The 18,304-nt window shown below is 72.6% G+C and carries 13 protein-coding genes; 3 read left to right on the top strand and 10 right to left on the bottom strand.

The features are described from left to right. Positions 1-2,301 carry a M28 family peptidase gene (locus AB0J64_RS13720; protein ID WP_364025521.1) on the bottom strand — a complete coding sequence of 767 codons (2,301 nt, stop codon included), beginning with the start codon at positions 2,299-2,301 and terminating at the stop codon, positions 1-3. 140 nt (positions 2,302-2,441) lie between these two features. Here AB0J64_RS13720 and AB0J64_RS13715 point away from each other — a divergent pair, with 140 nt between their 5' ends. Further along, positions 2,442-3,191 (top strand): sulfite exporter TauE/SafE family protein, encoded by a 750-nt coding sequence (locus tag AB0J64_RS13715; protein ID WP_364025518.1) that lies wholly within the window; start codon positions 2,442-2,444, stop codon positions 3,189-3,191. A gap of 2 nt (positions 3,192-3,193) precedes the next feature. Here the strand turns inward: AB0J64_RS13715 and AB0J64_RS13710 are convergent, their stop codons facing one another. Then, positions 3,194-3,895 carry a hypothetical protein gene (locus AB0J64_RS13710; RefSeq protein WP_364025516.1) on the bottom strand — a complete coding sequence of 234 codons (702 nt, stop codon included), beginning with the start codon at positions 3,893-3,895 and terminating at the stop codon, positions 3,194-3,196. 256 nt (positions 3,896-4,151) lie between these two features. Next, positions 4,152-5,714 carry a cellulase family glycosylhydrolase gene (locus AB0J64_RS13705; protein WP_364025513.1) on the bottom strand — a complete coding sequence of 521 codons (1,563 nt, stop codon included), beginning with the start codon at positions 5,712-5,714 and terminating at the stop codon, positions 4,152-4,154. Positions 5,715-5,943: 229 nt separating this feature from the next. Here AB0J64_RS13705 and AB0J64_RS13700 point away from each other — a divergent pair, with 229 nt between their 5' ends. Further along, positions 5,944-6,756, top strand: coding sequence for an AfsR/SARP family transcriptional regulator (locus tag AB0J64_RS13700; protein WP_364025510.1), 813 nt, complete (start codon positions 5,944-5,946; stop codon positions 6,754-6,756). Between the two features lie 7 nt (positions 6,757-6,763). Here the strand turns inward: AB0J64_RS13700 and AB0J64_RS13695 are convergent, their stop codons facing one another. The 6 genes from AB0J64_RS13695 to AB0J64_RS13670 all read right to left on the bottom strand — a co-directional run bounded on the left by AB0J64_RS13695 (position 6,764) and on the right by AB0J64_RS13670 (position 12,695). Continuing rightward, on the bottom strand, positions 6,764-8,761 hold the full coding sequence (locus tag AB0J64_RS13695; RefSeq protein ID WP_364025507.1) for an ABC transporter ATP-binding protein: 1,998 nt from the start codon (positions 8,759-8,761) through the stop codon (positions 6,764-6,766). A gap of 46 nt (positions 8,762-8,807) precedes the next feature. Next, complete coding sequence (locus tag AB0J64_RS13690) at positions 8,808-9,344, bottom strand: TlpA disulfide reductase family protein (protein ID WP_364025504.1); 537 nt, start codon at positions 9,342-9,344, stop codon at positions 8,808-8,810. A 103-nt stretch (positions 9,345-9,447) separates the two neighbouring features. After that, a complete protein-coding gene (locus tag AB0J64_RS13685; RefSeq protein ID WP_364025501.1) occupies positions 9,448-9,891 on the bottom strand; it encodes a S26 family signal peptidase in 444 nt (147 codons plus the stop codon). Positions 9,892-9,902: 11 nt separating this feature from the next. Beyond that, positions 9,903-10,079 (bottom strand): hypothetical protein, encoded by a 177-nt coding sequence (locus AB0J64_RS13680; protein ID WP_357603192.1) that lies wholly within the window; start codon positions 10,077-10,079, stop codon positions 9,903-9,905. Positions 10,080-10,173: 94 nt separating this feature from the next. Then, positions 10,174-11,349, bottom strand: coding sequence for a tetratricopeptide repeat protein (locus AB0J64_RS13675; protein WP_364025497.1), 1,176 nt, complete (start codon positions 11,347-11,349; stop codon positions 10,174-10,176). Continuing rightward, positions 11,343-12,695 carry an AAA family ATPase gene (locus AB0J64_RS13670; protein ID WP_364025494.1) on the bottom strand — a complete coding sequence of 451 codons (1,353 nt, stop codon included), beginning with the start codon at positions 12,693-12,695 and terminating at the stop codon, positions 11,343-11,345. The genes AB0J64_RS13675 and AB0J64_RS13670 overlap by 7 nt, the downstream gene beginning before the upstream one ends. A gap of 172 nt (positions 12,696-12,867) precedes the next feature. On the opposite strand from AB0J64_RS13670, the gene AB0J64_RS13665 reads away from it, so the two are divergent. Continuing rightward, entirely contained in the window at positions 12,868-15,756 is a 2,889-nt protein-coding gene (locus AB0J64_RS13665; protein ID WP_364025491.1) for an AAA family ATPase, read from the top strand. Here AB0J64_RS13665 and AB0J64_RS13660 read toward each other — a convergent pair. After that, the gene (locus AB0J64_RS13660; protein WP_364025488.1) at positions 15,753-18,296 is read right to left on the bottom strand and encodes a M4 family metallopeptidase; all 2,544 of its coding nucleotides are present in this window, start codon (positions 18,294-18,296) and stop codon (positions 15,753-15,755) included. The genes AB0J64_RS13665 and AB0J64_RS13660 overlap by 4 nt on opposite strands. Positions 18,297-18,304: the final 8 nt, after the last annotated feature.

Raw genomic sequence — 18,304 nt, 5'->3', positions numbered from 1 at the left:
TCAGCTCTCGCTGACCGTGTACGTACGGGTGACCGCCACGAGATCGCCGTCCTCGCGGGTCGCCGCGACCACACCCGCCGGCCTCGGGACGAACCCGGGCACCTGCCGGAAACCGTCGCTCTCGGCGATGGCCGTCACCCTGAACCGGCCACCCTGCGGCACCCGCATGGTGATCTCCGCGCCGGTGTCGGGCAGGCCGCGGAAGCGGATCTCGCCGGGCCAGGTGTTGGCCCGCGTGCCGGTGACGTCGACGCTCACGGGGCTCATGCCCGCGGCGGCGGCGGTCGCGCCGGTGATGGGCCGCTCGACCCTCAGCGTGATCGATCGGGCCGCCCTGCCGGCGGTCACGCGGAGCCTGACCCTGTCGCCGTCGCGTGAGAGCACGGTGACGCGGGGCTCGGCGGCCCTGATCGCGGGCGCGGGTCCCGTCCAGAGCGAGGTGCCGCGGGCGTAGCCGGGAGGCAGCTTCGCGACGTCATGGCTCGACACGTACGTCCTGGTCCAGGCGGGCGGCTCCGGATCGGCGCTGACCCAGCTCGCGGTCCTGGCGTCGGCGTCCAGCACGTACGCGAGGTGCGTGCGCTGCGGGTCGTCCGCGTCGAAGCCGTCAGTGGCCAGGCCGCCGCCGACCAGCACCACGGCGAGCCCGGCGGCGGCGAGCGGGACCAGGCCCGGCACGCGCTCCGGCAGGCACAGCTCCACGATCGGCAGCACCGTCAGCCCGAACAGCGCCAGCACCAGCGCCGGCACCCCGCCGAGCGCGAGGCCCATCCCGTCGAACGCGTTCCCGGCCAGGCCGGGCAGCAGCGCCGCCGCCATGACCGCGCCCAGCGTCGCCGCCGCTATCCGCCAGAGCGTGCCACGCAGCAGGATCGCGGCCGTCCCGCCGAGCGCGCAGAACAGCGCGGGCAGCGTGAACACGAACGACGCGCCCGGCGCGACCTGGGCACACAGCAGTCCCAGCCCGGCGGGCCAGGCCAGCGCGCCGATGGCCAGTGCCGCGGGCCCGAGCCGGCGGCGCAGCGGCAGGTACCAGCAGAGCAGTGCCAGCACCGACAGCACCGCGACGGCCGCCTGGAACGTCCGCGGGTGGTGCAGCAGCCCGCCCATCCCGTCGTACGCGGGCCGCGCGGCCACCAGCACCTCCCACAGCCCCTGCGCCAGGACCGCGGCGAGCACCGGCGGCACGACGCCGGACACCGCGCCGACGGCGAGCCGGGGCAGGCTGATCAGCCGCCGCCGGCGCGCGAACAGCGCCAGCCCGGCCACCGCCGCTGCCGCGAGCCCGGCCAGCGGCAGGACCAGCGCGTTCGAGTACGTGACCATGGTCCCGAAGACGCGGAAATAGGTGACGTCGTGGTCGGCGGCCAGGGCCGGGAGGTCGGCGTTCCCGAGGGCGCGGGCCAGTGCCAGCATGTTGGAGCCGTGGTGCTGCAGGCTGCCCCGGTCGAGGTGGGCGAGCGAGTCGTCGGCGGTGTGATAGCGCGACGAGCCCTCGATGTAGGCGAAATTCATGCCCGTGAAGCCGCTCTTGGACATCGGGGTGAAGTCCGTGTTGTTGGGGAGCAGCCGGTACATCTCCACCATCGTGGAGTCGCCGCGCGGGTGCGGCACGGCGCTCGCGAACGTCTCGACCAGCCCCGCGTTGTCCCTGGATGTCTCGAACATCAGCGACGGGCCGCTCACGCCCCGGGCCTCCCAGTTGAGCAGCACTCCGCTCTTGCGGCCCAGCGGATCGTCCCTGACGAACGCCTGGGCGCCCAGCGTCCCGTCCTCCTCGCCGTCCGTCATCAGCAGCACCAGGTCGTTGCGGAGCGCGCCGCCCTTGAGCGCCCGTACCGTCTCCACCATCGCCGCCACCGCGGCGGCGTCGTCGGAGGCGCCCGGCCCCATCGCGGCGGAGTCGTAGTGCGCGGCGATCACCACCGTCCCGGTCGGATCGGCGCCCTTCGCCGTGGCCACGATGTTCTCCACCTGCCCGAACGACGCCAGCCCCGTCGAGGAGTTCGCCCCGATCGCCCGCTGGACCCGCACGTCGAGCCCGGCCTCGCGGAGCTGCCCGGCGAGGTAGTCCCTGGCCCGGTCGCCGGCCTGGCTGCCGATCGGGCGTGGCTCGGTGGCGAACCTCTCGAGGTGGCGCAGGGCCCGCTCGGCGCTGAACTCCCCGGCCGGCGCGGAGGCGGGCAGCGGCTGCATCGTGCTGTTCGCCATCGCGGTCAGCATGATCACTCCGGCGAGCACGGCCAGGGCGCACGCCCCCGCGAGTGCCCGCCGGGGGACGTCGAACAACTTTGCCATCATGACCAGGAACGGTAGGTACGCTGGCCTGGGTGCCGGAATGATGCACGCGCCCGGATCCACCTGCGGTTTTCCACACCTCAGGTCTCATATTTTGGGACCGATCGTCTTAGGAAATAAGACATGCCCTAAAGTCTCATGGCATGACACCTTGGGAGATGGCCGCGGTCCTGGCGGCCGGCGTCTTGGGCGGGGGCATCAACACCGTCGTCGGCTCCGGATCGCTGATCACGTTCCCCACGCTGCTGGCCGTCGGCCTGCCGCCGATCACGGCGAACGTCTCCAACAACATCGGCCTGGTCCCCGGCGGCCTCACCGGGGTCATGGGTTACCGGCCCGAGCTGAAGGGCCAGCGCGAGCGGCTGCTCAGGCTGGCCCCCGCCTCCGTCATCGGCGCGCTGGCCGGCGGCCTGCTGCTGCTCAACCTGCCCGAGAGCAGCTTCAACGTGATCGTCAGCGTGCTGATCGCGCTGTCCTGCGTGCTGGTCGTGATCCAGCCCAGGCTCGGCCGCATGCTGGCCGCCCGCCCGGGGCACGCGCACGGCGGCCCGTGGCTGTGGCTGGGCGCGCTGGCGGCCGGCGCGTACGGCGGCTACTTCGGCGCCGGGCAGGGCATCCTGCTCCTCGGCCTCATGGGCATCCTCCTGAACGAGGAGCTGCAGCGGCTCAACGCGGCCAAGAACGTCCTCGTCCTGCTGGTGAACTTCACCGCCGCCATCCTGTACGCGCTGGTCGCCGACGTGGACTGGCTCGCCGTGCTGCTGGTGGCGCTGGGCTCCATGATCGGCGGCTTCCTCGGCGCCCGCGTGGGCCGCAGGCTGCCGGCCCCGATCCTGCGCGGCGTGATCGTCTGCATCGGCGTCGTGGCGATCGTCAAACTCCTGGCCGCCTAGCCTCAGCCCGACATGCCGAAGAAGAAGGCGGCCGGGATCAGGCCGATGGTGAGGGCGACGGCCCACCAGCGGGGAGCCGGCCCGTCGCGCAGCACGGCGACGCCCAGCGGCACGAACGCGACCGCCAGCCCGGCCAGGGCGACCAGCGAGATCGGATCGCTGCTGCCCTTGAGCACGCCCAGCGGCAGCCCGGCCGCCAGGGCCAGGCAGACGCACCTGATCACGCCCAGCGCCCTGGCCCGGTAGGCGCCGACGGCGAGCACGATCCAGCCGCCCATGATGCAGATGTTGACCGCCTTGAACACGTGGAAAGCGCCGTAGGTGGCCGCGACCGCCCGCTGCGCCGCCTCCAGCCCGAGGGTGTCCACCAGGTGGAAGGCCAGGTGGCTCACGCCGGCGTGGAACACCCGCCCGAACAGCCCGAGGATCACCAGCGTGGCTCCCCATCGCGCCCAGCCCGGGTGCTCGGCGCCGATCCGGCGGGCGAGCGCGGTCACCGCGGGCCACAGCAGCACGACCCCGGCCGCGAACAGGCTGTAGGACAGGACCATCTCGTCCGGCCGGGCGGCGTAGGCGGCGAGCTGGTCCGGGAAGAAGTCGTTCTCGCCCGACCGGATGAGCACTCCGGCGAGGAGCAGCGACGGGCCGAGCACCAGCCCGGCGCCCTCGACCCAGCGCCCGGGAAGCGTGTGCGTGATCGTCATGCCCTCGATCCAAGCGGCGCGGGCGTGGGCGCACACGGGCGCTGCCGCGAGACCCGAGGTAGACCCAGCACTACCCTTCTCCCGCCGTAGGGGTACCTGTCCTTCGGCGGACAGGGGGGAGACGAGCGGAGTCGTCCAGCTGTGGCGTGGGTCAGGACGGGGCGAGCGCCCGCCCCGCTGTGCTCGGTCGGGAAGCGCGGGGCGGGCGCTCGTTGAGGGAGCCGCGGGCGGGAGCGCGTCCGCCCGCGACGCCTGGTCAGGAGCAGGCGGCGTTGGCCGGCTGGCTCGCGGGGCCGTTGGCGGTGAAGCCGATCGCCACCGACGCGCCGGGCGCGAGGTTCTTGGCGTGGTCAGGGCCCTTGGCGGTCCACGTGGTGCCCGACTGGGTCACGACCGCGTTCCAGCCGTTGACCAGCGTCACCCCTGACGGGAACGTCCACGTGGCGCTCCAGTCGCTGATCGTGCCGGTCCCGGTGTTCTTCACCGTCAGCTCGCCCTGGAAGCCGCCCTGCCAGGAGTTCGTCTGCTTGTACGTCACCGCGCACTGCCCCGGCGGGTTGGGCGTGGGAGTGTCGGAGGGCCCGCCGGTGCCGCCCGTCGGCGGGATCAGGTACGGCTGGAGAATGGCCTGCTTGGCCTGGTTGACCGTGGTCCAGTCGTCGTTGAGGATGCCGCCGGTGTCACCGGAGTTCGGGTTCCACGACCAGTACGTGAACGACATCCCGTTCACCCCGGTTCCCGTGTACTTCAGCAGCTCCTGCAGCCAGATCTTGTCCACGTTCGCGGCCAGCGTGGTGCCGAACTCGCCGATCATGATCGGCGCGATGTTCTGCTTGTACAGGTAGCCCCAGTACTTGTCCCAGATCGCCGGCAGGTTGGCGGGGTAGTCGGGGGCGTCGAACCAGGTCTGGTGGTAGACCGAGGTCGCGTACTCGTGGGGCGAGTAGACCAGGCGGTTCGCCACGTTGAGCCGTACCGGATACTGCCCGGCCTTCGACAGGTTGCCGCCCCACCAGCCGCAGTCCTCGTCGTTGCTGGGATCGCCGTCCCAGATGTTGGACAGGCCGCCGCTCGGGCAGCTCACGCCCTCCACGAAGATCAGCCAGTTCGGGTTGACCGACAGGACCGCGTTGCCGGCCCGCTCGGCGGCCAGCCGCCAGTCGCGCGCCTGGTCGCCGCAGCCCCAGCAGGCGCCGGTCGCGTTGGGGTTGGTGCCCTCGGCGTGCGGCTCGTTGTGCAGGTCGGCGCCGATGACGGTGGGGTTGTTCGCGTAGTGCTGGGCCAGCGTCTTCCAGTCGTTGATCCAGGTGCTCTCCGGCGTGGCGGAGACGTACCAGAGCGGCGACTGGCCCGCGGCCGTCGGGCGGTGGCGGTCGAGGATGATCCGCATGCCCTTGCCGCCCGCGTACGCGATGATCTTGTCCAGGATCTGCATCGGTGACAGGCCGACCAGGTCGGGGTTGACGTAGTCGTTGATGCCGGTGGCCGTGGCGCCGGGCTTGAGCGCGTCGTTGGAGTACGGCACCCGGATCGTGTTGTAGCCCAGAGAGGCCATCTTGTCGATGTGGCCCTTCCAGGGGGTGCTCGACCACAGGCCGTGGAAGGTCCTGTTGTCGGTCTCCATGCCGAACCAGTTGATGCCGGTCAGGCGTACGGTCGCGCCGGTGCTGTCGACGATCTTGTTCCCGCTGGTGTGCAGGTAACCGGTGCCCGTGCCGGCGAGCGCCCCTGCCGGGGCGGCGGTGGCCACGGCGACCGCGACCGACGCCCCGGCCACCAGCGTGGCGAGGGCGGCCGTCATCGCCTTTGACAAGTGCATGGGGTGCCCTTTCGGAGAGGGAGAACGCGGCGTCATGCTCACCACCCCGCTTCTGGCGCGTCAACGCGTCGCCCGGCAATCCGCTCTGACCTGCGCGAACGCGTGAAAGTTTCACGGGAGGCCGCGCGTTCCGGCGCTTCCAGGGAGAGCGGGCAGGACGCCATTGACACATGATCGTGACATACGTACCGTCTCGTGGGAGCGCTCCCAGAAAGCGAGCGGGAGGGAAATGATGCAGCTTCGGTTCGGCATTCTCGGACCGGTACGGATTTGGCGAGACGGCGCGCTGGCGCCGCTGGGCACGACGAAACAGCGGCTCCTCCTCACCCGCCTCCTGCTGGAGCCGAACCGCGCGGTCTCCCACGACCGCCTGTTCAGCGCTCTGTGGGAGGACAGCCCGCCCAAGTCGGCCCTGGCCAACGTGCGCAGCTACGCGAACCTGCTGCGCAAGGACCTCGACGGCCGCCTGCGGGCGAACCCGCCCGGCTACCTGCTCACCGTCGAGGCCGGCGAGCTGGACGTCACCGAGTTCAACGAGCGCGTACGGCAAGGACGCGAAGCGATGGCCGGCGACCGTTACGAGGAGGCCCTGAGCCTTCTGACCGCGGCGCTCGAACTGTGGCGCGGAGCCGCCGCCGAGGACCTGCCCAGGACGGTCGGCGTGGCCGCCCAGCTCGACGCGCTGGAGGAGCAGCGTTACATGGTGATCGAGGAGTGCGCGCGGGCCCGGCTGGCGCTCGGCAGGCACAGCGAGATCATCGGCGGCCTCCGGGAGACGCTGGCCCTGCGGCCCACCAGGGAGCGACTGTGGGGCTACCTCATGGTGGCGTTGTACCGCACCGGCGACGTGGCGGGCGCCCTGCGGGTGTACGCCCAGGCCAGGCAGACGCTCGACCTCGAGCTCGGCATCGAGCCGGGGCCGGAGCTGGCCGAACTGCATCACCTCATGCTGAACCGGGATCCGCGCCTGAGCGGCCCCGCGCTGGGCTGGCACCGCCGCCGCCTGCGCTGCCACCGTCGCCCTGTCCCGGGCCGCGCCTGACCACTGATCAACGGCTCTGGTAGCCCTGGGCCTGGAGGGTGAAGAGCCGCCGGTAGAGCCCGTCGAGCCTCATCAGCTCTTCGTGCGAGCCCCGCTCGGCCACCTGCCCGCCGTCGAGCACCACGAGCACGTCCGCCTCCCGGACCGCCCCCAGCCGATGCGAGATCAGCAGGCTCGTACGCCCCGCCCGGTGCTCGCGCAGCCGGTTGTGGATCTCGGCCTCGGCCTCCGCGTCGAGCCCCGAGCTCGGCTCGTCCAGGATCAGCAGATCGCGTCCGTCGCCCAGCACCGCCCTGGCCAGCGCGAGCCGCTGCCACTGCCCGCCCGACAGCACGACCCCCGCCTCAGGGTCAGGCCCGAAGAACATCCTGCTCAGCAGCGTGTCGTAACCGCGCGGCAGAGCGCTGACCGCGTCGTGCACGCCGGCCTTCCTGGCCGCGGCCTCGATCCGGGCGGCGGAGGCGGTCAGCCTGTCGCGGCCCGCCACGTCGCCGATCGCGATGTTCTCGGCGGCGGTCAGGTCGTACTCCATGTAGTCCTGGAACACCGCTCCGATCCTGGCGCGCAGCTCCCCAGGGTCGAGATCGCGCAGATCGACGCCGTCCCACAGGATGGTGCCCCGGTCCGGGTCGTAGAAGCGGCACAGCAGCTTGACGATCGTGCTCTTGCCCGCGCCGTTCCTGCCGACGAGCGCGACCGCGGAGCCGTACGGGATGGTGAAGCTGACGCCGCGCAGCGACCAGGGGTGTCCGGGGGAATAGCGGAACCACACGTCGCGGAACTCGATGCCGCGCCGCAGCGCCGGCGGCGCCACCGGTCGTGCCGGCCGCCGCAGATCGGGCTCGGCGCTCGTCACGGTCAGGTAGTGGTCGAAGTTCAGGAGTTGCTGGTGGGCCATCGTCACCTCGTTGACCAGCGCGGCGAGCGCCGACTGCACGCCCACGATGGAGGTGGCGAGCAGCGCGATGTCGCCCGCGGTGAGCCGGCCGTCCCGGGCGGCGAGCAGCGCCCAGATCAGCCCCGCCCCGGCGATCACGCCGGACAGCAGGCCGAGCCCGCCCTCGACGCCCAGCTCGCGGCGGTCGAGGTGGCGCCGTTCCGAGTCGGCCGCGGCGCGCTCGGCGTTCATCCTGAACCGGAAGTATCGGCCCGCCCCGAACAGGCGCAGCTCCTTCGCGGCGCGGACGCTGGTGAGGAGCTGCCGGTAGAACAGCTGGCGCCGTTCCATCGGGCCGATCCGCCACATCATGGACGCCCGCTGGCGCGACAGGCGCAGCTCGGCGGCCAGCGCGGGCAGGGCCGCCACCAGGACCGCGCCCGCCAGCAGCGGGTTGACGACCAGGAGCGCCCCGAGGAAGCCCAGCACCGTGACGAGCGCCCGGCCGATGGCCAGCGTCCCGGCGACCACCGCGCTCGGGGTGGCGCCGCCCGAGGTGTGGGCGAGGCTCATCCGGTCCAGGAACGCCGGGTCCTCGAACCTCGCCAGGCCGGTGAAGCGCTCGACCCCGGCGAAGAGCCGGTCCTGGGCCAGGCGGCCGGTGCGGCGCTCGAGCTCCTGACGTACGTAGCGGGAGACGTGCGGGAGCGCGATCGCCGCCACCCCGGCCACCGCCAGCGCCCCGCCCACCGCCACCAGCGCGGACGCGCCGCTCGCCGGGTGGGCGATCACGTCCAGCGCCGACTTGGTCAGCCAGGCGGCGGTCACGGGCACGGCCGCCTCCAGCAGGGCCAGGACGGCGTACGCGACGATGTGCCACCTGCCCGCCTGCCAGGCCAGACCGAGCGCCCGCGCCAGGGCGGCGGGACTGGCTTTCATCCGCACCTCCGCCGCCACCGCCGACGCGCCACCGGTCGTGGTGACGTCCGCTGTCGCGTCGCACGTGGGACCGGCGCCGGCGGGCGTGCCGCCTGCCGAGGTGGGCTCGGCCGGGCTGGTGTCCGGCGATGCGTTGCCGGTCGGTGCGGTCTCGGCCGAGGCGGTGTCGGCCGATGGGGTGGGATTCATCGGGGCGGTCTCCGGAGGGTTGCCAGGGAGGTGGGGTTCATGGTCGCTAGGCGCGGGCCAGGGTGACGACCTGGCTGAGCCGCAGTCCGCTCGCCAGGATCCGGCCGCCGCGGCCCACCAGCGCGAACACCGGGAACGCCTGCACCCGCAGCGCCGAGGTGATCGGCCCGTCCATGTCCTCGACCACCACGTGGGCCACCGGCTCCAGCTGCTCCCGCTGCGGTCCCGCCAGGCCGCCCTGCTGGTCGACGATCACGGCGAGCACCTGGTCGCGGGGGAAGCGCGCGGCCTGGGCGATGAAGTCGGGCATCGCCTCATGGCAGGCGTCGCAGCCGGGCGAGAAGAAGCCTACGAGGACCGGCTCGGTGATCAGGTCCCGGGAGACGGCGGAGCCGTCGGTGGCCACGGTGGCGTACGGCGGCGCGACCGAGCCCTCGGTGATCACCGCCTGCCGCCCGTCCGCTGATCGGGAGGCGAGAGCGTCGGAGTGCTTGCGCAGCCGCCGGATCACACCGACGGTCAGCATCAGGTTCAGCACGCACAGAACGCTCAGCAGAGTGACAAGGGTGACGAGGTAGGGCATGGCTGGCCTCCAGGTCAGGAAGGGGGGCTGAACAGGTCGATCAGGCCGTCGCCGCCAGACCGCGAGGATCAGGGCGACGGCCGCGGGGTTCGACGGCCAGAGCTCAGGACAGGCGGCGGAGCACGACTCCCAGCAGGGTGCCCCCGTCGATGAGGCCGCACTGGCGGGAGTCGAAGCTGGCCGAGGGGTTGTCGCCCAGCACCACCAGCCGGCCCGGCGCCACCCGGCGATCCGGCACCACCGGCCGGACCGAGTCGGGGACGGGATCGCCGGGAAGCGCCACCGCGCGCTTGACCATCCAGCGCCGTTCAGGCGGCAGGGGCTCGCCGGTCTCCAGCCAGTCGGGCGTCTCGAACACGACGACGTCTCCGGCCGAGATGCCGGTCAGGCGGGCCCGCCTGACGAGGAGCCGGTCGCCCGCGTGGAAGGTCGGCTCCATGCTGAGGCCGGACACCACGACGACGGCGAGCCGGCGTCGCAGGACCAGGAGGGCCGGCAGCAGCCCGGCGACGGCGAGGAGACCGGCCGTCCACGCGAACGTGGTCATCTATGCGGCCGTCAGCAGTTGTACTGCCAGGGGCCGCACGACTCGCCGGTGCCGCAGGAGGCGCCCCAGGTGCAGCACTTGCGGATCAGGCACGTGGTGCCCTCCCACCAGCACGGACACGCGGCCTGCGCCGAGTGCTCGGGGACGACCTTGGCCAGCAGCCAGTCGGTCAGCTTTCCGATTTTCATAAGAACCGCCTCTCGTCGGGCGTTTTTGGATCACCCACGACGTTAGAAACGGTCCTGACAATTCACATACCAAGCAGGTACGTCAGAGATACATTCAGAGCAGCCGGCGTACCCCTGCGGCCAGCCAGATCGTGCCCAGCCCGGCGTACACGGCGAGCAGTGCCAGGGTCGGCGAGCCGACGATCGCGGACGTGACGATCGCCACCCCCAGCAGGCCCGCCCACCCGTACAGGACCCCGCGCCCCCGGGCCGAGCTCGTGTGCGTGGCCTCCTGCACCGGGGTGACCAGCGCCATGACCGCCGCCCCTGCCATGCCGAGCGCCTCCTGGCCGAGCGCGATGCCCGACGCGAGCACCGCCGCCCCGGCCACGACGAGGGCGCAGCTCGCCATGGCCGCGCGGGCCTCGACGCCCTCGAAGAGCAGGCGGGTCGCCCGCGCGCGGGCCAGCCGCAGCACGGTCACCGCCTCGGCCACCCACGCCGCCCAGTGCAGCACCGCGATGAGCACGAACACGACGATGAGCGGCGGGATCGCGGGCAGCAGGAACACCATCCGCCCGCCGCCCCTGAACCTGCGCAGCCCCGCCAGCATCCGGTAGAGGGGGTTGCGCTGCTTCAGCGCCGTCACGAGGAGGTCCCTGGCCGGGTCGAAGCCCGGCTCGAGCCTGAGCACCTCGCGGAACGCCTCGGCGGCCGTCCTGGGATCGCCGGCGGCCAGCGCCGCGCGGCCGTACGCCAGGTGCGCGGTGGCGCTCTCCGGATCCAGCTGTACGGCGTTCGCGGCGGCGGCCCTGGCCTGCTCCGTCTCCCCGAGCTTCTCGTGGGCCACCGCAAGCAGGCTCACCAGATCGGAGACCTGCGGATCGATGGCCAGCCCGCGCCGGGCCGCGTCGATCGCCTCGCGGTACTGCCCCATCATCACGTACGCGCGGGCCAGCAGCTCCCAGGCCGCCGCCTGCTCGGGATTGTGCGCCAGCGACGTCCGCACGGCGGTGATGGTCAGGTCCGGCCGGCGGATGTCGAGGTAGACCTTCCCGGCGATGTAGTGCGGGTACGACTGGTCGGGCGCCAGCCGTACCGCCTCCTGGGCCTCCGACACCGCCTCCGCGGTCCTGCCCTGCTGGACCAGCGCCAGGCCGAGCAGGGAGTGCGCGGTGAAGTGGTCGGGCAGTTCGGCGAGCACGCCGCGCAGCTCCCGCTCCGCGTCGGCCGGGCGGCGCATCTCCAGCAGGGTGCCGGCCCGCATGATCGACTCGCGCGGGTTCACCATTTGCCCTTGATCCAGGGCATCAGCTCGTCCCACGCGCCGGACTCGTTGGCGTGCAGCACGTAGTTGCGCGCGGTGGCCAGCCACTCGCGTACCGCCGTGGGCCTGGTGCCCTGGGCGGCGGCCAGCAGATCTCCGGTGGTCATCGGGATGGGGCGGCCCGCGCTGATCGACTGCTGGAGCTTGACCTCCACCGCGCGGTCCACCAGGCCCTTGAGGTCCGCGCCGACGTAGTGGTCGGTGACCCGCGCCACCGCGTCGAAGTCCATCTCGGCCAGCGGCTTGTCGCGGCAGAGGATGCGCAGGATGGCCGCGCGCGCCGAGGCGTCCGGCGGCGGCACGAACACGAGCTGGTCGAACCGCCCCGGTCGGCGGAAGGCCACGTCGATGTACCAGGGGGCGTTCGTGGCGGCCAGCACGAGCACGCCCTCGTTGGCGTTCTGGTCCACGCCGTCGAGCTCGGCCAGGAACTGGTTGACCAGTTGCCGGGTGTGCGCCTGGCGCATGTCGGAGCGGCGCGCGGCCAGCGCGTCCACCTCGTCGAAGAAGAGCACGCACGGGCGGTTGCGGCGGGCCAGGTCGAAGGTCGCGCGCAGGTTGCGTTCGCTGGAGCCGACGTACATGTCGAGGATGTCGGCCAGGCCGACGTTGACGAACGCCGCGCCGAGCTCGCCGGCCGCGGCCCTGGCCAGGTGGGTCTTGCCCGCTCCCGGCGGCCCATACAGCAGGACGCCGCCGCCGGCGCGCTTGCCGTACGCGGCGAACAGCTCGGGCTGCTGGATCGGCAGCAGCAGCTTCACCCGCAGCGACTCCTTGACCGCCTCCATCCCGGCCACGTCGGCGAAGGTCTGCTTCGCCTTCTCCACCTCGGCCCCCGAGGGCGCGTCGGCCGGCGTCGCATACGCAGGGGCCGCGGGGCCCGCCGGGGGCGCGTAGGCGGGCGCGGGCGGGACGGTCAGGCGGGCGGCCAGTTCGGGATCGGCGACGGACGGGTCACGGGAGACCGCCTCGTGGTAGCGGTGACCCGCCCTGCCCATATCCCCCTCGCCGAGCAGCGCCCTGGCCGCGAGCACGCCCATGCGCGGCGGATATCCGGGCGTGGCCAGGAACGGCTCCAGCACCGACAGCGCGGCGCCATGGGCGCTCTGCCGGACGAACGCCTCGGCCAGCCCCGCCGTGATGTCCGGGTCCTTGGGCGCGAGCACGAGAGCGGCGCGGAACTCAGCCTCCGCGTCGGCCAGATAGCCCTTGGCCAGGAGCTGCTCGGCGAGATGCCGCCGGAGAGGGAGGTTGTCCGGAGACAGGCGTGCCGCCTCGCGGAGCGCCTGGAGGCCGGCATCTTCGAGCACGTGCCTGGTCCCTTCTGTCACAGGATTCGGTCGTCCCTAAAACTACGCAGACTATCGAGATCCGGTGCATGAGCTCATGTTCGGTCCTCGGGAACGGTTGACCCCGGCTCACACCTGATGGATAACGGTATTCCGACAAAGGGAGTAAACCTGCACTGTTACGGAGACCCCGATGGCAAGCGCGGCTTCTCCCGCACTGATCGGGCGCGACGCCCAGCTGCGGCTGCTCAACGGCGCCATCACCGAGCCGCCCTCCGTCATCCAGGTGCAGGGCGAGGCGGGCATAGGCAAGACCAGGCTGGTCAGGGCGGCCATCGACCCCCTGCGCGAACGCGGCGGCAAGCGCACGGTGCTGCTCGGCCACTGCCACCAGATCCGCGAGCCGCTCCCGTACGGGCCGGTGTTCGACGCGCTGCGGCACGTCGCCGCGGCGCTGCCGCCCCAGGACCGGCTCGGCCCGCTCACCGGGGCCCTGCGCGGCTACCTCCCCGAGCTGGCGGACCGCCTCCCGCCCGCACCGTCGCCGGGGCCGCTCGACGATCCGCGGGCGGAGCGGCATCGGCTGTTCCGCGCGGTCCACGCGCTGCTGGCCGCCGCGGGTCCCGTCGTGCTGGTGGTCGAGGACCTGCACTGGGCCGACGACGGCACGCGTGACCTGCTGCGCTTCCTGACCGACCAGCCGCCGGACGGGCTGGCGCTGGTGGTGACGTTCCGGAGGGAGGAGCTGCCGGTGCCTGGGCTCCCGTTCGGGCACGCGTACCGGCGGGCTCCCGGGGTGCGCGGCGAGGTGATCTCGCTGACGCCGCTCGACGTCGAGGGGGTGCGCAGCCTGGCAGGCGCGCTGCTCGGCCGCTCGGCGCCGACCCCGGAGTTCGCCGCCAAGCTGCACGAACGCACCGCGGGGGTGCCGTTCGTGATCGAGGAGGTGGTGCGCTCGTTGCTCGACGACGAGGGCCGGTTACCCGAGCCGGAGGCGCTCGATCGCATGGCCGTGCCGCTGCTGCTCCGCGAGGCCATGGCCGAGCGGCTCGCCGGGCTGTCGCCGGCCGCGCTGAGCACCGTGCGCGCCGCCGCCGTCCTGGGGCTGCCCGCCGACGAGCCCCTGATCGCCGCCGTCTCCGTCCCCGCCGCGTCCGACACCGCCGCGTCCGACACCGGGCTGGGCCAGGCACTGGAGGCGGGCGTGCTGCTCGAGCACCCCGACGGCCAGTACGGCTTCCGGCACACCCTCGCCCGGCAGGCCGTCTACGACACGATCCCCGGCCCCGAGCGGCGGCTGATCCACCAGCGGGCCATGGCCGCGCTGTCCACGCTCGACCCGCCGCCCCTCGTCCAGCTCGCCCACCATGCCCGCCGCGCCGGCGACTTCGCGGCATGGCAGCGCCACGGCAGCGCCGCCGCCGACCGGGCCGCCGCGCTCGGCGACATCCCGCTCGCCGTCGAGGTGCTCGAAGGGCTGCTCGCCGACCCCAAGCTGCCCCGTGACGCCCGCGGCCCGCTGGCGCTCAGGCTCAGCAGGCTCGCCGCCATCGGCCTGTCCCACCGGCGGGTCGTGCGCATCCTGCGCCACCTGCTCAAGGACGACTTCCTGTCCCCGCAGGTACGCGGCCAGGCCCGGCTCAACCTGGGCATCCTCCTGTCCAACCAGGCGGGCGCGGTGGCCGCGGGACGCCAGGAGATCCTGGCCGCGCTCCCCGACCTGCACGACAGCCCGAGCCTCGCCGCCCGCGGCCTCGCCCTGCTGGCGATGCCCGCCTGGGGCGGCGATCCGCTCTCCGTGCACCAGGAGTGGATGGACGAGGCCGAGAAGCTCCTCGAGGAGGACCAGGACCCCGAGCTGACCGCCGCCGTGCTGGCCAACAAGGTCAGCATCGCCATGCTGGTCGGCGCGCCCGACGCGTTCGAGCTGGTGGCGGCGCTGCCGGTCGACGACCCGGCCCCGGCGGTGCGGCGACAGGTCGCGCGCGGCTACTCCAACCTGTACGACGCCGCGGTGGCGCTGGGCCACTACGCGGCGGCCGAGCGGTTCGCGGAGCAGAGCAGGCGCATCGCGGAGGAGACCGGCGCGCTCTATCCCGAGTTCCTGGTGGAGATGTCGTCGATCAGGCTCGACCTGCTGACCGGCCGCTGGAAGGGCCTGCGTGAGCGCGCCGTCGCAGCCGTCGAGATGACCTTCGAGGCGCCGCTGCTGGCCGTCGACGCCCGGCTGACGCTCGGCATGCTGGCGCTGGCCAGGGGCGAATGGGACGAGGCGGGCGAGCACCTGGAGGCGGCCGGCGTACGGGACCTGGACTCGGGTTTCCTGCCCGTCGCCGCGGCGGCCTCCAGCGGGCTCGTCGAGCTGCACCTGACCCACGGCTCGCTCGAGTCCGCGCTGCACGAGGCCGACCTGGCGGTGCAGAAACTACGGCGCAAGAGCGTGTGGGTGTGGGGCGACCAGCTCGTGCCCGCAGCCGTGGGCGCGCTGCTCATGGCGGAGAAGCGGGACGAGGCGGCGGGCCTGGTGGCCGAGTTCGCCGCCGGGATCGAGGGCAGGAACGCGCCGTCGGCGGAGGCCGGGCTCGACGCCGCCAGAGGGGCGCTGGCCCAGGACGCCGACGAGGCCGCGCACTGTTACGCCAGGGCTCGCGGCGCGTACGAGGCGATGCCGCGGCCGTACGGCGCGGCCAGGGCGGCGGAGTCGGAGTCGGCCGCCCGGCTCGTGCTCGGCGACCGGGAACGGGCCGCCGACCTGCTCGCCGACGCGGGCGAGCGGTACGCGGCGCTCGGCGCCACGCACGACGCGGCCCGCTGCCGCCACCTTCTGCGCGAGATCGGCCCGAGCGCGGCGCGGCGCAAGGGCCGCAGAGGCGCGAGCGGGGTGCTGTCGCCGCGGGAGAGCGAGGTGGCCAGGCTGGTCGCGCTCGGGCGGACCAACAGGGAGATCGCCGAGGTGCTGTTCCTGTCACGCCGGACGGTGGACACGCACGTGGCCAAGGTGCTGCGCAAGCTCGGCGTGCGCACGAGGGCGGACGTGCGGGAGCCCCGGCCGGACGACCGGCCGGGGCTCGTGGAGAGCTAGACGGTGATGCTCCAGGTGTCCAGGTAGCCGGTGTCACCCAGGTAGACGTCCTCGATCTCGAGGATCCAGGTGCCCGCCGCCTGCTGGCTCACCGGGACGGAGAACGTCCTGGTGCCGTACTGCGTGCAGGTGGTGCCGCCGTACCTGTCGACGGCGTACCACGTGCCGTTCGGACCGCGCAGCCAGATGTCGAGGTCCTCCGCGCACGTGTGGCTGATCGTGATGGACAGCTTGACCGGGGAGGTCGCGGTGCCCGTCGCGGTGGAGGTGATCGAGCTGTCGATGGTGTCGTAGTCGTCGATCGTGTAGTTGGTGTCGTTGGTGAACGTCCTGCCGCCCGAGGTGCTCTGGACGGTCAGCGCGTACGTCGCCGTGTGCGTCGCCGTCACGCCCGTGCCGGTCACCGTGACGGTGTAGTTGCCGGCCGGTGTGGTGGGCGCGGTCGAGATCGTCAGCGTTGACGACGCGCCCGAGGTCACCGAGGCCGGGTTGAACGCGGCCGTGGCTCCCGTCGGGAGGCCGCCGGCCGACAGGTTCACTGTCTGGGCCGTGCCCGCCGTGGTGGTCGTGCCGATCGTGGTCGTCGCCGCCGAGCCCGCCTGGACGGTGCCGGATGTCGGGTTCGCCGAGATCGAGAAGTCACGCGTCGGCGGGTTCGAGCTGACGGTGAGCGCGTACGTCGCGGTGTGCGTCGTCGAGCCGGTTCCGGTGACCGTGATGTTGTACGTCCCCGCCGCCGTCGACGAACCGACCGAGAGCGTCAGCGTCGAGGAGTTGCCCGATGTCACCGACGACGGGCTGAAGCTCGCCGTGGTGCCGCTGGGCAGACCCGACGCGCTCAGGCTCACGGTCTGGGCGCTGCCGGAGGTGGTCTGCGTGCCGACCGTGGCCGTCGCCTGGCCTCCGGGAGCCGCGCTGCCGGACGTCGGGCTGAGCGAGATCGAGAAGTCGCTGGTCGACGTGCCGCACGCGGGCTCGCCCGACGCCGCCGCCACGCTGACCGCGCTCCACGCCGCCTTGGTGGTGTTGCACTGGGCGCTGTTGGCACCGAACAGCTCGATCGCGGCCGCGACCGAGGCGGCGCGGATGTTCGTGTACCGCCAGGACGAGGTCTTGCGGGCCAGCGCGCCCATGTAGATCTTGCCGGCGTTCTGGATGCCGACGCCGGTGACCGACGAGGGGCCGCCGGAGCAGATCGGGCTGGACGGCTTGCCGCCGCCGGGGTTGTTGCCCTCGGCCAGCAGGTAGAACCAGTGGTTCAGCGGGCCTGCCGCGGCGTGCACCTCGGTGCTCGGGATCGAGGAGGAGTAGCAGTTCGGGTCGCCGAGCGCGCTCGGGTTGTACATGTTGCGGATCGGCCCGTCGCCGACCAGGTTGACCTCCTCGCCCACCAGGTAGTCGGGCGGGTCGTTGGGGTTGTTGGCGTACGCCTCGGTCAGGGCGCCGAAGATGTCGCCGGTGCCCTCGTTGATCCCGCCGTTCTCGTTGCCCGATCCGGCGCCGCCCGGCGTGGTCTGGAAGACCGCGTGGCCGAACTCGTGCGCCACGACGTCGATGTTGGTCGCCTGGCGGGCGTTGTCCTGGCTGTGGCCGAAGTTGGTGTAGCTGCCGTTCCAGTAGGCGTTCACGTCGGCGAGCCCGACCCGGGCCGGGAAGCCGCGGCCGCTGCCGTTGATGCCGTTGCGGCCCAGCCAGTCACGCAGCATGTCCCACTCGCGCTGCACGCTGTAGAGCGCGTCCACGCAGGCGGTCTCCAGGTTGGTGCCCGAGCCGTTGCCCCAGGCGTCGTCCGTGCCGGTGTAGGCGCTGCCGTTCTGGCCGCCGCACTGGATGCCGGGCCTGCTGGTGTCGGTCATCGAGTACGAGCTGCCGGATCCGCTCGTCCCGATGGTCACCTGGCCGTAGTAGTAACCGTTGCCGCTGCCCTCGCGCACCAGGTCGTACGAGTCGGCGATCTCGCCGGTACGCGCGTCCACGAACACGTGCTGGATGCTCGGCTTGCCCTCGGCGATGCCGCTGACCATGGCGTCCCAGGTCAATCTCGGCTTCTCGCCCCAGGCCAGCACGACCAGGCGGGGCGCGGCGGTGTCGTCCACGCGGGTGAGCCTGGTCCTGGCGATCTCGGTGGCCCGTCCGGCGCTGATCGTGGCCCTGGTCGGCACGTCGCTCGGGCTCGGGCCCCGCGCCGAGACCGTGTCCCTGACGTTGCCCGCCGCGTCGGTGACCACGACGGCGTCGCCGCCGACCATCGGCAGGCCCTTGTACGTGCGCTCGTACGACACGTAGTACATGTCGGCCGCGCCCGGGGTGACCGCCACGCGGCTGTAGGCCTCGTCCGGCCCTCTGGTGAGCTCGTCGAGCTGGCTGGAGACGGCCTTGTCCGCGACCTGCGCGGCGAGCGACGCGGGGTCGCCTGCTCGCGTGGTCTGCTTCTGCGGGGCTGCTCCGGGAGGTGCGGCGTTGGCAGGTGGCGCCTGTAAGGCCAGTGCCGCGGCCGTGGCCACGCCGACGACCGCCGCGAGTAAGGCTTTACGTTTCACGCTGTGCT

The sequence above is a fragment of the Nonomuraea sp. NPDC049695 genome, assembly GCF_040674955.1.
Lineage (GTDB): Bacteria > Actinomycetota > Actinomycetes > Streptosporangiales > Streptosporangiaceae > Nonomuraea > Nonomuraea helvata.
Note: the sequence above shows the minus strand (reverse complement) of the source record. Positions and strands in the feature narration are given on the sequence as shown.